This is a genomic window from Candidatus Kaiserbacteria bacterium (assembly GCA_016699245.1).
Taxonomy (GTDB): domain Bacteria; phylum Patescibacteriota; class Minisyncoccia; order Phycocordibacterales; family UBA918; genus Damh-18.
The window spans coordinates 94436-108490 of the sequence record CP064968.1 but is presented as its reverse complement, the minus strand read 5'-3'; the positions used below and the strand labels follow the sequence as shown (position 1 = coordinate 108490).

General features: G+C 45.1%; 16 protein-coding genes. 8 read left to right on the top strand and 8 right to left on the bottom strand.

Annotated features, from left to right (window positions below; translation table 11 throughout):
• Together IPH92_00445 and IPH92_00440 are read left to right on the top strand one after the other, a co-directional pair.
• Entirely contained in the window at nt 1–390 is a 390-nt protein-coding gene (locus IPH92_00445; GenBank protein QQR65037.1) for a hypothetical protein, read from the top strand.
• 120 nt (nt 391–510) lie between these two features.
• On the top strand, nt 511–978 hold the full coding sequence (locus IPH92_00440) for a type II secretion system protein (protein QQR65036.1): 468 nt from the start codon (nt 511–513) through the stop codon (nt 976–978).
• Between the two features lie 121 nt (nt 979–1099).
• Here IPH92_00440 and IPH92_00435 read toward each other — a convergent pair whose 3' ends face one another.
• A complete protein-coding gene (locus IPH92_00435; protein ID QQR65035.1) occupies nt 1100–1261 on the bottom strand; it encodes a hypothetical protein in 162 nt (53 codons plus the stop codon).
• A 66-nt stretch (nt 1262–1327) separates the two neighbouring features.
• On the opposite strand from IPH92_00435, the gene IPH92_00430 reads away from it, so the two are divergent.
• On the top strand, nt 1328–2257 hold the full coding sequence (locus IPH92_00430; protein QQR65034.1) for a sodium:calcium antiporter: 930 nt from the start codon (nt 1328–1330) through the stop codon (nt 2255–2257).
• A 94-nt stretch (nt 2258–2351) separates the two neighbouring features.
• Here IPH92_00430 and IPH92_00425 read toward each other — a convergent pair whose 3' ends face one another.
• The 5 genes from IPH92_00425 to IPH92_00405 form a co-directional block, all read right to left on the bottom strand.
• On the bottom strand, nt 2352–4316 hold the full coding sequence (locus IPH92_00425; GenBank protein QQR65033.1) for a glycoside hydrolase family 15 protein: 1965 nt from the start codon (nt 4314–4316) through the stop codon (nt 2352–2354).
• A 3-nt stretch (nt 4317–4319) separates the two neighbouring features.
• Nucleotides 4320–4685, bottom strand: a complete 366-nt coding sequence (locus tag IPH92_00420; protein QQR65032.1) for a hypothetical protein — start codon at nt 4683–4685, stop codon at nt 4320–4322.
• Between the two features lie 27 nt (nt 4686–4712).
• Nucleotides 4713–6053, bottom strand: a complete 1341-nt coding sequence (locus tag IPH92_00415; protein ID QQR65031.1) for a polysaccharide deacetylase family protein — start codon at nt 6051–6053, stop codon at nt 4713–4715.
• Between the two features lie 8 nt (nt 6054–6061).
• Entirely contained in the window at nt 6062–7243 is a 1182-nt protein-coding gene (locus IPH92_00410) for a glycosyltransferase family 4 protein (protein ID QQR65030.1), read from the bottom strand.
• Nucleotides 7244–7464: 221 nt separating this feature from the next.
• Nucleotides 7465–7902, bottom strand: a complete 438-nt coding sequence (locus IPH92_00405) for an MgtC/SapB family protein (GenBank protein ID QQR65029.1) — start codon at nt 7900–7902, stop codon at nt 7465–7467.
• A gap of 199 nt (nt 7903–8101) precedes the next feature.
• Here IPH92_00405 and IPH92_00400 point away from each other — a divergent pair, with 199 nt between their 5' ends.
• Together IPH92_00400 and IPH92_00395 are read left to right on the top strand one after the other, a co-directional pair.
• Nucleotides 8102–9577, top strand: a complete 1476-nt coding sequence (locus tag IPH92_00400; GenBank protein QQR65028.1) for a DEAD/DEAH box helicase — start codon at nt 8102–8104, stop codon at nt 9575–9577.
• A gap of 62 nt (nt 9578–9639) precedes the next feature.
• Complete coding sequence (locus IPH92_00395) at nt 9640–10179, top strand: DUF2127 domain-containing protein (protein QQR65027.1); 540 nt, start codon at nt 9640–9642, stop codon at nt 10177–10179.
• On the opposite strand, the gene IPH92_00390 is transcribed toward IPH92_00395, so the two are convergent.
• Complete coding sequence (locus IPH92_00390) at nt 10130–11320, bottom strand: hypothetical protein (protein QQR65026.1); 1191 nt, start codon at nt 11318–11320, stop codon at nt 10130–10132. The two genes, IPH92_00395 and IPH92_00390, sit on opposite strands and share 50 nt — an antisense overlap.
• A gap of 175 nt (nt 11321–11495) precedes the next feature.
• Between IPH92_00390 and IPH92_00385 the strand changes: the two genes are divergently transcribed.
• The 3 genes from IPH92_00385 (at nt 11496) to rpmG (ending at nt 12925) form a co-directional block, all read left to right on the top strand.
• On the top strand, nt 11496–11795 hold the full coding sequence (locus IPH92_00385) for a hypothetical protein (GenBank protein QQR65025.1): 300 nt from the start codon (nt 11496–11498) through the stop codon (nt 11793–11795).
• A 77-nt stretch (nt 11796–11872) separates the two neighbouring features.
• Nucleotides 11873–12688, top strand: a complete 816-nt coding sequence (locus tag IPH92_00380; protein QQR65024.1) for a hypothetical protein — start codon at nt 11873–11875, stop codon at nt 12686–12688.
• A 63-nt stretch (nt 12689–12751) separates the two neighbouring features.
• Entirely contained in the window at nt 12752–12925 is a 174-nt protein-coding gene (gene rpmG / locus IPH92_00375) for a 50S ribosomal protein L33 (protein ID QQR65023.1), read from the top strand.
• Nucleotides 12926–12959: 34 nt separating this feature from the next.
• Here the strand turns inward: rpmG and IPH92_00370 are convergent, their stop codons facing one another.
• Nucleotides 12960–13979, bottom strand: coding sequence for a fructose-bisphosphate aldolase class I (locus IPH92_00370; GenBank protein QQR65022.1), 1020 nt, complete (start codon nt 13977–13979; stop codon nt 12960–12962).
• Between the last annotated feature and the right edge of the window lie 76 nt (nt 13980–14055).

The window sequence follows — 14055 nt, the reverse complement described above, 5'->3', positions numbered from 1 at the left end:
ATGAAAAACTACACATCACAAAAGGGTTTCATTGCACTCATGTCTATCACTATTTTGTCGATAATGTTTTTTGTAACAACACTTTCGCTTGCACAATTTGGTATTGCGAGTCGTTTCTTCATGCTCGAACTGGAAAATAAAAGTGCAAGCGAACATCTTGCTGAGGCGTGTGTTCATATAGCACGCATCGCTACGTACAATAATCCCTTGGCTGATATTTCAAATCGAATAATACCTGTGGGTGAAGAATCCTGCACCATTCTCAGCATCACTCCCCAGAATAATGAAAGCATTGTTGATGCAACTGCCAATCGCGGTAGCGCACAAACCACGTACCGTGTCGTGATACATAATGCTAATGGTGATTTCGTCTCATGGACTGAACTGTAATTTCTGAGAGCGAAAAATTGTTTCCACTTATACGCAAAAAGTATCTTGCTGAGATAGTGCAGCAGGAGTACCATTTTTGTACACCTTTTTGATTGATTATAAAAATTAATTGAATGTACAATGAACAAACGTACAAAAAGTAGACATGGGGGCTTCACACTTATTGAGGTCCTTATCGTTATTGGTATCATTGCAGTCTTGGCTGCAACCGTGCTCGTGGCGATTAATCCTTCACGCCAATTTGCACAAGCAAACAATACACAAAGGGCAAGTAATATAAATGCTATCTTAAATGCAGTTGGACAGTACACGTTAGATAATAAAGGGACTCTACCAAGTAATGTCGACGCCGGTGCAGAGGAGATTACTGATGCACTGTGTGATAATTTGATACCAAAATACCTTTCTGCTTTACCCACTGATCCAAAATCAACTAAAAAGGGTGCTCCAATAAAAGACTGCAACGATGTTGCCCCCGGTGCTGTTGGTTATGAAGTTTTAGCAGATACAAATAATAGAGTCGTTGTATCTGCACCCGATGCTGAAAAAATTGATAACGTTACACCAATCATTGAAGTTACTCGGTAAACCAATCCATTAATAAATAGTAGCAAGAACTCAAGAAATCCCTCGGCATATAGTGCATACCGAGGGTTTTCTTATAAACAATTATATATACGTAGCAAGGTGACGCCTTGATACGTATATATTACGAGTTCATGCGGTAGGCCAACCAAATACCGACGAGTGCACCGAGTGTACTAAAAATCAATGATGAAAAAGAGAAAAAGCCAGCTCCCCACAGTGCAGGAATGTATCCACCAACTACAGATCCGAGTGCCATAAATGTCCATGTATTGGAACCAGTCATAGGCATAAGTATATCAGAAGTATATATGGTAATTCAGCGAAGAAGTGTATGGTGTACAATATTGCCATGCTCACTCAGATATTTATATTCACGGTTGCGATACTTATTGTGATGCGGGGAGCGATGCTCTCCACAAAATACGCAGCACTCCTCGCGCGGAGTTTTCATCTTTCACAGTACACAGTGGGCTTCATTGTTGTTGCAATTATTTCTATCCTTCCGGAAACCTTTATTGCGTTCAATGCTGCGCTTGAGGGCATTCCCGAGTTTGGCTTTGGCATGCTCATCGGCTCCAATGTGGCCGACCTCACGCTTATTGTGGCACTTGTGACACTCTATGCGAGGCGTCCACTTCGTGTGGAGAGTAAGATTCTCGTAAGTCATGCACTCTACCCATTCCTGCTCCTTATCCCTATTGTGCTCGGGCTCGACGGACATCTCTCCCGTGTAGATGGGGGCGCACTTATTATTGCAGGACTTGTCTTTTATATACTTACCTTGAAACACACAAGTGGTACGGAGGCAAAAAGTGAGCCACGTGCGCGGAGAGTACGCGACATACTCCTCCTCATCCTTGGTATTGCACTCCTCCTCATTGGTGCACACTTCACGGTGTCTGCTGCGTCTTCACTTGCAGGCATGTGGGGTGTGAGCCCGGTGCTTATTGGTATGCTTATCGTTGGCTTAGGTACCACCATTCCTGAACTTTCATTTTCTATTCATGCCGTCAAGCATGCACACGACTCACTCGCCCTTGGTGACATACTCGGTACCGTACTCGCCGACGCCACAATCGTCGTAGGCCTTCTGGCGCTTCTAAGTCCATTCACCTTCCCTACCACCATCATTTATGTTGCAGGAGTCTTTATGGTTTCTGCAGCATTCATCCTCTTCAGTTTCATGCGTTCAGGCAGAATGGTAACAAGCAAAGAAGCGTTCGTGCTCATTGTTTTCTGGCTTACCTTTATACTCATAGAGTGCATTGTAAATATATAAGTACTCCACGTAAAAAACAGCATCTATTGTTTTTAAAAGGCGGGGGTAGGACTGGGTTTAAAAACAATAGATGCTGTTTTTTAATACACTACACTCATTTAAATGTTGCGACTTTTTTTAAGTATTCGTCGACGGTGATGACGTACTCGGCATGGCTCCAGACGAGGGGTGCGGTGGAGAGGTGTTCACCGGTGTAGGGGTGTATCTGCTCAGGCAAAATACCACTAAGCGTTGCTCTATCACACGTCCAATGAAGTATTTCTACCGCTCGTTCCAAATCCGCTTTACTCTTTGCGATACGAATGTAGTAGCGTGCTACCCAGAGTGTCGTAATACACCACGCATTCGGTGGTGCGCTCTCGCTTGTTTTGTAGTACCTGTCTCCCTCATAACGCATGAAGCCGCCAAATTTTCCGGGTACTTTAAGCCGCTCTATCGAACGGGCAAATGCTGATTGTACACGTCTATCCGTCACCTCAAGTACCCCAAAAAAGATAATGCCAAAGAGGCTACTCATATCGAGTGTTTTATCGTAGGAAATTTTCCCCTGCTCATGCCGTACAGACTTTATAAATGTTCCGGACGAAACATCATAGAGATAGGTAAGCATTGCTCGCTTGATACCCTCTGCAGTATTACGATAGCGAGTTGCATTGTCACGCTTTCCGAGAAGTGCTGAAAGTTCTGCGGCTCCCGTAAGCCCCGCATACACCGATGCAGCAGTATAGGTTGATGAACCATACTTCTCTTCCCAGAGGTCGTATGAGTCTATGGGTAAGCCGGTCTCCTCCTCGAGATAGCCATCCATAAAGTTTGCACAGGGCTCAATAAAAGAATTATACAAAGACTCGATGAATTCTAAATCTTTTGCATACCGATAATGGTCGGCGAGCATGCGAAGTACCGTTGCGGTTTCATCTTCTTGAATCGGTAATTTGAAAACACCATTTTGCACCCATGGATGCCATGAACTCCCCAACACTCCATCAACACGGTATTTATGCATGAGGTATCCGTCTGGCTCCATGCACTCTGCCATAAATTTATAAAAGCGTTGCGTGACATCAATATGTCCTGCTCCATCGAGAGCGCTCGCTATAACAGCCGCATCGCGAGGCCAGACGTACGCATACGTATCACGCCCCTGATTGAGCATATCGGAATCAGATGATGCAATAATACCGCCACGGTTGTCGGTGTGTGTGCGAATCACCGCAAGGGAGCGCTTGTACTCCGACACAATGCGCGCATCGAGGGTATCGAAGACGCGTGAATCTTTTTCGGTCCACGCTTGCCAGTAGCGCTCGGTAGACTCGAGGAGAGACAGAGGGGTTTCCTCGAGTATATGATGATGGAGCGCATGAGCTTCCTGAACCGAGTGCCCCACCGTTACCCAATACCATGCAGTCTCTGACGCATGTGCTGGTGCGTCGAACGTGAGTCCAATCACTGAGTCAACCGAGCCATGTTCAATTGGGTTACGCGAAAGGATACCGTCCTCTGCATCAGTAAAGGAGCCACGCTTCCCCTCAATATCAAAAAGTCCTACTGTGTAATCCTGAAAACTCTCACCTGCAAGTGTGGCGTGTACCAAGAATGCATTATGTCCTTTGTAGTGCATAACGGAGCGCACACGCGGGTCGTAAAAAGCGGTATCGCCACGTCTTGACTCAGTAATACGAAATTCCTGCCCGAAAAAGAGTTTTATTGTACGGTGTGCATCTCGTTCATTCGTAATAACAATCTTGCGAATGAAAAGATTTTTTTCATTGTGTACACCATCAGTAATATGAAGTGACACTCCCCGTGAAGAATTTTTTGCAAGAATATCGCTCGTGCCTGAATACGCCGAATATCGAACCTCAACCGACCATGATGGATCAGAAAGCCATGCGATAGCACCATCCACCCACACACCAATACGATGCACATAGGAACCACTTGCGCCGCTCACATGATTGGCATGTCCCACATACGGGAAATAAAAGTCACGCACCAAACCACGACTATCGAGGCCGACGAGAAGATTCCCGTTTCCAATAGTGATAGAGCGTGACATATACTAGATGCTGTAGATGCGGAGTCGAGTCACGACTACGTCATGTGCGGTGTTGAGTTTTTTTGATTTGCGAAATGTTTCAGCAAGCTCGGCGTCACCGAGGACATGTTGAATCCACTCAGCAAAGTCATTGCGTCCTTTTGAAACGTGGTACGCAAAAACGTCATCGGACATTGAAGCAAGTGCTTCTTTTAAATCGACAAGACTTGAAAGAACGCGACCATCAGTTGTCCAGAAACATTGCTCGCTTGGAGCATAGGCAAGCTCTGGCTTTGCCTTTACTTTTGAGGATGCTTTCTTTGTAACTTTCTTTGCGGGTGTTTTGGTAACTTTTGGTGCGGCCTTTGTGGCTACTTTTTTTGTGGGCATAAGAACTAATGAACTAAACTCTTTTTATTAAAATGTGCGTGGATGAACTTTTCGACGAATACGGTGCACTGCATCTCTTATGCGTCTGAATCCAGTACGGATGAATTCCCATACTCGAGACCAGAAACCTTTCTTCGGCGCTCGTACCACTTCTGGTACTACCTCCGGACGCAATGCGTGCGTTACCCTTAATTGTAAATTACTTAAGGCATTCATGAAAGCGATATACGCGTCATATGGGGATTGGTAGGGGCTGAAGTATGCGTGCACATCACCATCTTGAAAATATTTTGTACACATATAATAGAAATGATCGGAGGTTTGGAGGCGTCGCCACTTCTCGGTGATATCTTCATCATCAGCCTTGAGTACATCTTCCTCCATACGGTAGATTGTAGAAATGGCATCACGCTGAATGTCATTCCCTACCCATGCAGTGAGGTCGCGATCCGTGTCAGCCCAGGTGAGGATGTGTGGTACATCAATTTCTCCTACGGAGCCATAGGATTCAACGGTTTCACTTGCAGTTTTGAAACTCGTATCGCTACGGGAAAGTATTTTTTCTGGAAGTGCATTCAAGAAATTAAAGATTCCCGTATTTTCCCATTGGTGCTCACCAAAGGTTTCAAAGTCCATAAAGAGGTTAATGGTTTCACCATCTCCATGATGAGCGTGCACCCACTCAGCATACGTTTCTGAGGAAAGTGGATAACTTTCCCACCCTTGATTACCAAAACGAAATGCAATGTCGTCAGAGAGTTTATAATTTTTAAGAAGTACTTTAATCGATGAGCAATCTTTTGGTGTGTAGAGATAGTTGGGGCTGCGCCATCCGAGAATCGGGTCCCATCCCTCAGCCATGATACCGATATAGCCATTATCCTCACACCATTTCGCAAGTGAGTTGGTGTATGAAAGTTCGGTGTTGCGAAAAACGCGTGGTGTATACCCAAAGAGTTTTTGTACTTTTGCTTTATGCTTAGCCACCTGTGCTTCAAATTCTGAACGTGAATAGAAAAATGCGAGTGAGTGGTAATATGTATCAGCAAGAATCTCTACTCTCCCCGTTGCTACCAAATCTTGAAATGCTTTAAGAACCTCGGGTAAGTACTCTTCAAACTGATCGAGTACGGTACCGGAGAATGAAAGTGAGAAACGAAACTCGGGATAGCGTGCAAGCAAGTCACCAAGAAGTCGAGTCGTTGGAATATATGACTTCGCTGCCACCTTACGTAAAATGCGTTCGTTATTTAAATCGGTTTGATCGTTTGCATTAAAGTATTCATTATCTTTACCGATATCAAAGACACTGTATTTCTTGATACGATACGGCTGATGAACATGAAAATAGGGGCAAACAGTAAGCATACGATATTCTACCTTTTCGTGTGAGCCCAATCCAGTAACTTTTTGTATAATGCGTGTACTTTGTCTGCCGCCCTTAGCCAGGTAAGGCGGAGGAGTTCCTTTCGTCCTTCTTCTACCAACTGTTTATTGAGTACCCTATAATGAAGGGCGGCAATAATCTTATTGGCCATCTCATCAATATCCCAAAAATCCACCTTAAGTGCATGCGTGAGTACCTCTGCCACGCCTGACTGTTTCGAAATAAGGACCGGCGTACCATGCTGTATTGCTTCAAGGGGTACGAGGCCAAAGGGTTCAGAAACGGAAGGCATCACGAGTAAATCTGCTGCTTGATACATGCGATCACGATCATCATCCCAGAGTGCTCCTGCGAAAATGACATTCTTAGAAAGTCCAAGTGAGCCGACGAGATGCATGATTTGATGCTCCATATCTCCCCATCCTGAAATCACAAACACAACTGACGGGTCATAGTCAACCACCTTGCGTGCCGCCCGGATGAAATGGTCTACACCTTTCTGGATGGTAATGCGTCCGTTATAAAATACTATTTTCTTTCCCTGGGCTTTGAGTTCACTGAGCACGGGGGATAAAATTGGTGGCACAAGGGGCTTAATACCATTATGCACCACCGAAACCTTTTCTGGGTCAACACCATAATTATTAACGACAATACCTTTCGTGTAATTGCTGATGGCCACCACTGAATCGGCAGTCTGAAATGCATGGCGCTCGATAGCATAAATATCAGGATCAACATTATTGCCTCCCGCTTGATCAAATGCCGTAGCATGTACATGAAGCACTAACGGTTTTCCTGTTGCAAGTTTCGCTGCCACTCCCGCAAGGTACGAAGTCCAATCATGAGCGTGAATGAGATCAAATTGTTCACGCATTGCAATGCAATACGCTGCATCTGCATAGCGATACACCTCGTCAATGATACGGCGCGAAAACTGTAAACGTCGCCCTTCAGGAGTGAAATATTCTATAAATGACTGCGCATGCTGGTACGGCAAAAGTCCTGAGGGAAACACATGAATCGTTCCTGGTGTTCTGTTTGCAAAAATAAATCGCTGCCCCCCGATTGTGGGCTGCTCACGAGGTAACACAAAAACAATATCGAGTCCGAGTTCGATAAGTTCTTCCGTAAGGCCGTGGCACGCAACGCCAAGACCGCCGTTTTTCATGGGTGGATAATCCCACCCGAATGTCAAAACCCTCATGACGTATTAAAATAACTGTGCAAGTCAATAGACAGGAAGACTTCTACAGTCGTATTCATAATATCACGCCTTTACTTTATTTTGTGTACTCAATGATTCTTGAATAGTGCATAAGTATTATTTTTGTAGCAAAATATCCTCAGCACCCCTCCATAGAGGAGGTAAGACCATGGAGAGCAGATATTTTATTTAAGAATCACATCCTTTTCTGGCTCGATGATATGCGGAATACGAAGCGCAAGGAGTGCAACAAATGTCGAGAGAATAGCGGCAACATAAAACTGGAATCCAATAGCCATACCAATTGCGGCTGCAAACCAAAGACTCGCAGCTGTCGTGAGGTTACGCACAGAGGTTCCTTCTTTTAAAATGAGTCCTGCACCAAGGAAGCCAATACCGGTCACCACCTGTGCAGCAATACGTGAAGTGGACTCGGGATCAACCTGCATTGAAAGATAGGTAAAAAGCATAGAACCCAAAATCACCAATGAATGGGTGCTAATGCCTGCGTCTTTTCCGCGTGATTCACGCTCAATACCGATTGCAAGCCCAACAAGCAACGAAAGACCGAGATTAAATACAAACACCACATTTGGATCAGTAAACAACAAAAAACTATTCATACAAAAACTATACGGCACGATTGTTACTTTTCATAGTGCATGATACTGCATAAAGTGTCTCTCTATGAGTATCAAAGTATTGACAGTTTATGTTTTGTATATTACTCTTACGATACCTTAAGATTCTCGTGTAGGGCTCTCTAGGTTCGAATACCATTTCGGTTTATAACCTGCACAGCCCTCTCAAATAGAAAAAATTATGAACACATCAAACCGACCATCGCGTCGGGGTCCGTCTTCTGTGCGTACTGCCGGAGGACGAACTCCTTTTACTCGTACAACAACACAGGGCGCTCGTCAGAGCGATTCACGTGCACCGCGGAGCGCATCACACACCCCATCACATCGTCGCGAAGGCGGCCGTGATGCAGGAGGTGAACGCCCACGCACTTCACATGCACGCACTTCTGAACGTTCTTATGAACCACGTCGTGAAGGTGGTCGTGATAGTGGCCACGCACGTGGCAGCTTTAGTGGCGGCAGTCGCGGACGAAGTGGTAGCGGAAGTCGTCCCTTTACGCACAACAACAATAGTGGAGGTCAGCGCACCAGTCGCGGTCGTGTACTCAAGACCTTTGACGTATCAAAGTTCATTAACAAAAATCCCGTTGTCGATACTGAAACCGAAGTCTTTACTCCAAAGCACAAATTTACTGAATTTGGTTTGGACAAAAAACTTGCATTCACGGTAACCTCATCAGGTCTTACCACCCCTACCCCGATTCAGGATGAAATCATTCCACACATCATGGAAGGACGTGACGTAATTGGCCTTGCAAACACCGGCACTGGGAAAACTGCGGCCTTTCTGATTCCCCTTATCGACAAGACCCTTCGCGAATACTCACGCCAGACACTTATCCTTACGCCTACCCGTGAACTCGCGATTCAGATTGAAACTGAACTCCGCAAACTTTCAGCGGGCTTTAAACTGTATTCCACCACCTGTGTGGGCGGTACGAACATTCGTCCACAAATTCAGGGACTCAAGCGCAAGAATCACTTTGTGATTGGTACACCTGGACGGGTGATTGACCTCATTGAGCGTGGTGCGTTTAGAAACAGCGGTGTAAGCACGGTGGTGCTCGATGAAGCCGACCGTATGCTCGACATGGGATTCATCAACGACATGCGTCTCATTCTCTCAGGTATCAAGGCCGACCGTGAGACACTCTTCTTCTCGGCAACAATGTCTGACGATATCAAACGCCTCGTACACGACTTTCTCCGTGACCCTGTTACGGTGTCGGTAAAGAAGCAAGACATTACGAATAGCGTCCATCAGGATGTAGTCCACTACGGTCACAGCGACAAGTTTGAGACACTTACCAAATTACTTGGTGATCAAAGCCTCAAGCGTGTACTCATCTTTGGTGCAATGAAGCACAGTGTCGAGAAATTGAGTGAACAACTCATTGCTCACGGTGTCAGTGCTGAGTCTATCCACGGCAACAAGTCACACCCACAACGTCAACGTTCTTTGAAGCGATTCAAAGATGGTCACGCACGCGTGCTTGTAGCCACCGATGTGGCTGCGCGCGGTATTCACGTCGATAATGTGACACATGTCATCAATTACGACCTTCCGTCCAGTTACGAGGATTATGTCCACCGTATCGGCCGCACCGGCCGTGGTTCTGAAAAAGGAATGGCGCTGACCTTTGTACAGGGATAATAGCCACAAAAAAGACCTACGCTAGGTCTTTTTTTGTGCTTGTCTGCTATACTATTTCTCACATGTCTCATATCGTAGAATCTATTGAAGAAGAAATCCAACTCCATCTTTCCTTTCTTTTTAAGCTGAGTATGTGGTGGCGCATTTTCTACGGGTTTTTGCGTCTTATTTTGGGAACCTCTTTGCTTAAAATTACAGGACAACCTCTTTCTGAGTATATGTATTCACTCATGTCTCATGAACTCACAGGAAAGACAACTGATATTCTCCTCGGAAAGGCATACGTACTTTTAAATACACACGACATCACCGTCACCTATTTCATAGCATTTTATTTTATCTTTTGGGGGACTGTTGACATCATACTTTCCCTTTGTCTCCTCAAACATATAAAAAAGGCATTTCCTATTGCTATGGGTCTCATCGCACTTTTTATTTTCTATGGCATAGTACGCTTTACCATTACGCATTCACTCGTACTCGCAGGAGTCATTATCGTTGACCTTGTGATTCTCTACCTCATTCATGATGAGTACCGTGCGCTCTTCCGTACTACTTCAAAATCTTCCACACCTTCTGATCCTCTTCTCCATCAATCTTAAAGAATGCAACACCCTTGAGACCATACTTTTTTGCGAGGTTGATTTTATCCTCCATTGCGCCCACATCTGAATACCATCCCATTTGAAAATACACTTCCTTCCCTGTCTTATTGGCATATGCTAGTGCTTTCGCGGCAACTAATTGCCCTTTTGGTGTGTTTTTAGGAATTTTGAGTGAACTTGGGAATTTCACTTTAGAAGACTCTGGTAAATAGGTAAAACTCATTTCGCCTGCGTCATTGCGTGTTGGAGTCACTTTGTTTTCCTTTGCTATATCAAGAAGGCTTGGTACATTCATTGCACCAAGTTTCCAATAGTCACGATACCAATTGGGAGCCACCATCACCGCATAGTGATGCCCATATGAAGAAATACCAACAACAATTTTTTCTTTTGGAATATCTTTAAGTGTTTGCTGTATTACTTTTTCTACCCATTCTGCATCAGCGACAGGCATGTATGGCTTACCGGAGCGTTCTTCATTGAGTTTAATATCGGCGCGTTGTTGATCATATGCCATGATTTCTACCTGATCGCAGTATTTCGCGATTGCTTTGTAGTCATTAGCGTAATTTATGACAGCAGGTACTTCTTTGTACAGAGACGAAGGGGGTGTACGTGCTTCTATAGTGCAGAGGAGAGATTTCTCACCAAGTGCATCGTTTAGTTCCTTGAGAAAGAGTGAAAAATAGTTAATCGTCTCTGACTTCTTACCCTCATAGTCGATATCCACGCCATCAAACTTTCCTTTCTTCACCATCGTAGTAATTTCTTTGATATGTGCAGTACGAGTGGTGGTTGCACTCAAGACCGTATGAATGCTCGCCCCATCACTCCACATAACAGTGGGAATTACTTCCACTTTCTTTTTCTGTGCAAGTTTGATGAAATCTTTCCATTCTTTGTCAGTGAGCCCGGCCTGGTCACGAAGTTCGCCTTTGGTAGTCACCGTAAAGGCAAACGGGTACACCGCATCAATACTTCCCAGATGCTTTTTTGCATCTTTAATGGCCTCTGAATCACGCCAATAGGGCATCCAACCCGATACTTCTAAATCGTTTGAAGAAGTAGCGGCGCTACTTAAGGCTGGCGCTCCAATGAGCGTCATAAGACAAGAAATAACAAGGAATCGAGATATCATGAATTTTCAAGGAAATAATAAAATAGTAATGTGTACTTCTAGTGACGAATCTAGTAAGTATACCTTACACAGGTATATACCCTGTGCATCTTGTGTTTATTGTTGTGTAGTGTTATAGTCTTCCTTACGTTTTGAATGGTTCGAAACGTGTTTTTTCAACAAATGGGAGCAAGCAATGGCTAGAAAGAAACGCAACTGTGACCATGTACGGAGCATCAAGAGGGCCGTCGCAAATTGGCTGAAGCATGCCCAAGAACTTGATTACCAGTTCAGGCAAGAAGGTGAACATTTCAAGTTGGCAATCGGTATCGCAAAGCCAAACTCGCGAACCCCGATGCTCAATTCGGTGCATCTCGACGAAATCCAAAACTTTTTTGATACTCTCTTGAAGAAGTTCAATCTCGTCGTAAAGGAAATCGAGAGAGCGGCCCAACGTTTGGTGCTCTACTTCCAACTCCCGGTCTATACGACCTAGGCGCTCTCTGTGCCACATGAGGCGATTCTTCGGAATCGCCTTTTTTCATACTTCTTAAAAGTGCTATATTTGTATGTATGAATCCCTACCCTATATGGGCTACTGTAGAAAAAGCTGTCGGCGAGACGCCACTTGTGGCAGCGGAACGCTTGCGGGAATCCCTCAGGATTCCCGCAAGCGTTCCCTTTGCCTACGCCGGTCGACTCGACCCTATGGCGTCAGGAAAACTACTTATTCTCATTGGTGATGAGTGCAAAAAGCAAAAAGAATATCACTCATTTGATAAAGAATACTGCGTGGAAATACTCCTTGGTGCACGATCAGACACAGGTGATGTGCTCGGACTCATCGAGCCATGTTTCCTCCCGCCCCTTACACGAATGGACATCTCTGGAACACTCTCACGGCTTCGTGGACCTATTTCACTTCCCTATCCGCACTTCTCATCTAAAACAGTACGTGGCAAACCACTCCATACCTGGGCACTTGAAAAACGCCTTCATGAGATTGAAATCCCTATGAAGCACTCCATTATTCACCATGTCACACTCCAAAGTGTGCGCATGGTAACACGCGAGGAGGTACTTGAGAACGTCCGTACAAAAATCGAAACTATTCCCAAAGTCACTGAGAAAAGCAAGGCACTCGGAGCAGACTTTAGACGCGACGACGTGCGCGCGTCATGGAACCAGTTTGCAACTGAAGCACCTTCAGTACTCCCCCTCATCACCGTCACCATTGTCGCCTCTTCGGGTACGTATATGCGCTCGTTAGCGGGGTATGTGGGAGCACAATTGGGTACAGGCGGACTCGCATATTCTATCCACCGCACCAAAATCGGCCGCTACTTCTCCTTTGGTCCAAAGACCGGTCTTTGGACCAAGCGGTTTTAGGGCGGGAGCACCCAACCACGCTTCGTTGACTAATATCCTTATTTTTGGTACTATCGTCCCACTATGTCACAGGATAAACTAATTAAACTTGTCTCTCAGGGCGACTCAAAAGGTGTCGGAAAAGGTCATACGTATTACACAAGAAAGAATAAAAAGAAGCTCGCTGACAAGAAATTTGAGTTCAAGAAATTCAACCCAATCGCACAAAAACACACTGTTTACAAAGAGAAAAAATAAAGTAAAAGACGGGGTCAGTACCTCGTCTTTTTATTTATTTACCCTCATCTGCGGGATTGTACTTGCCCTGTTGTGCAAGACTGTTCATCTTTGAGCGGAAGAGAAGCATCTTTTGTGCTTGTGGAATATTTTCTGATTTACCCTGCCATGCTACAAGTACCGGTTCCTGAATCGCGCGTGAGTACGAGAATGTAATAGGCCACGGTTGTGGACCAAAGGCCGCAATAGCTTGGAGATTCTCCGTAGCACGCTTTGAGGTTTGCCCTCCAGAGAGAAATACGATTCCTCCCACCTCTCGTGGGACAGAAAGTTTAAAGGTGCGAAGTGTTGATGCAGCTACTTCTTCAGGCGTGGACTGCTCTTTGTATGCGTCGCCCGCAAGCACCATACTTGATTTGAGGATGAGTCCTTTCAGGTCAACATGGTATTTCTTCAGCACCGCAAAAAGTGTCGTGAGTGTACGGGTAGTCACCTCTTCTGCCTCTTCAAGAGAATGGTCACCTTGGAACATCACCTCAGGTTCCACGATAGGCACCATGCCCTGTGCTTGCACACTGAGTGCATACATAGCCATTTGAACTGCATTGAGTTCAATACATTCATCAGTGGGGACATTGTCACCAATGGTAATTACTCCCCGCCACTTGGTGAAGCGTGCGCCGATGTCATAGTATTCCTTAAGTCTATCTTCAAGACCATCAAGTCCACGCGTTATCACCTCTCCTGCTGATTCCGGAAATGGCTTTACACCCATATCCACCTTAATACCCGGAACAATCCCTCGTGCTACAAGAATATCAACAAAGGGTACACCTTGGTCGGTACTTTCTTTAATGGTTGAGTCATAGAGAATAACGCCCGACAGGTACTCCTCAATAGCTGGCGCTGTAAAGAGCATTTCGCGAAAATCTTGGCGGTTGCCTGGCTGGTTGGGTAACTTTGCAATCTCAAGACGCTTTCCTGCAGTTGCATCACTTTCGTCAGCAGCAAGCAGACCTTTCCCTGGCTGCATCAATTGCGCAACCGTATTATATAAATCAGTATTATTTCTCATATCAAAAATTGTACCACGTGCCAGCAAACAGTCCCGTACTCTTGTGTATATCAATCTTGAGTAATAGATTCGAAAC

Excerpts from the sequence above, each read along its gene's own strand:
- IPH92_00415 (QQR65031.1), bottom strand. The coding sequence starts at position 6,053 with ATGCTTACTGTTTGCCCCTATTTTCATGTTCATCAGCCGTATCGTATC.
- IPH92_00435 (QQR65035.1), bottom strand. The coding sequence starts at position 1,261 with ATGACTGGTTCCAATACATGGACATTTATGGCACTCGGATCTGTAGTT.
- IPH92_00445 (QQR65037.1), top strand. The coding sequence starts at position 1 with ATGAAAAACTACACATCACAAAAGGGTTTCATTGCACTCATGTCTATC.
- IPH92_00370 (QQR65022.1), bottom strand. The coding sequence starts at position 13,979 with ATGAGAAATAATACTGATTTATATAATACGGTTGCGCAATTGATGCAG.
- IPH92_00420 (QQR65032.1), bottom strand. The coding sequence starts at position 4,685 with ATGCCCACAAAAAAAGTAGCCACAAAGGCCGCACCAAAAGTTACCAAA.
- IPH92_00400 (QQR65028.1), top strand. The coding sequence starts at position 8,102 with ATGAACACATCAAACCGACCATCGCGTCGGGGTCCGTCTTCTGTGCGT.
- IPH92_00425 (QQR65033.1), bottom strand. The coding sequence starts at position 4,316 with ATGTCACGCTCTATCACTATTGGAAACGGGAATCTTCTCGTCGGCCTC.
- IPH92_00430 (QQR65034.1), top strand. The coding sequence starts at position 1,328 with ATGCTCACTCAGATATTTATATTCACGGTTGCGATACTTATTGTGATG.
- IPH92_00405 (QQR65029.1), bottom strand. The coding sequence starts at position 7,902 with ATGAATAGTTTTTTGTTGTTTACTGATCCAAATGTGGTGTTTGTATTT.
- IPH92_00385 (QQR65025.1), top strand. The coding sequence starts at position 11,496 with ATGGCTAGAAAGAAACGCAACTGTGACCATGTACGGAGCATCAAGAGG.
- IPH92_00440 (QQR65036.1), top strand. The coding sequence starts at position 511 with ATGAACAAACGTACAAAAAGTAGACATGGGGGCTTCACACTTATTGAG.
- IPH92_00410 (QQR65030.1), bottom strand. The coding sequence starts at position 7,243 with ATGAAAAACGGCGGTCTTGGCGTTGCGTGCCACGGCCTTACGGAAGAA.
- IPH92_00395 (QQR65027.1), top strand. The coding sequence starts at position 9,640 with ATGTCTCATATCGTAGAATCTATTGAAGAAGAAATCCAACTCCATCTT.
- rpmG (QQR65023.1), top strand. The coding sequence starts at position 12,752 with ATGTCACAGGATAAACTAATTAAACTTGTCTCTCAGGGCGACTCAAAA.
- IPH92_00380 (QQR65024.1), top strand. The coding sequence starts at position 11,873 with ATGAATCCCTACCCTATATGGGCTACTGTAGAAAAAGCTGTCGGCGAG.
- IPH92_00390 (QQR65026.1), bottom strand. The coding sequence starts at position 11,320 with ATGATATCTCGATTCCTTGTTATTTCTTGTCTTATGACGCTCATTGGA.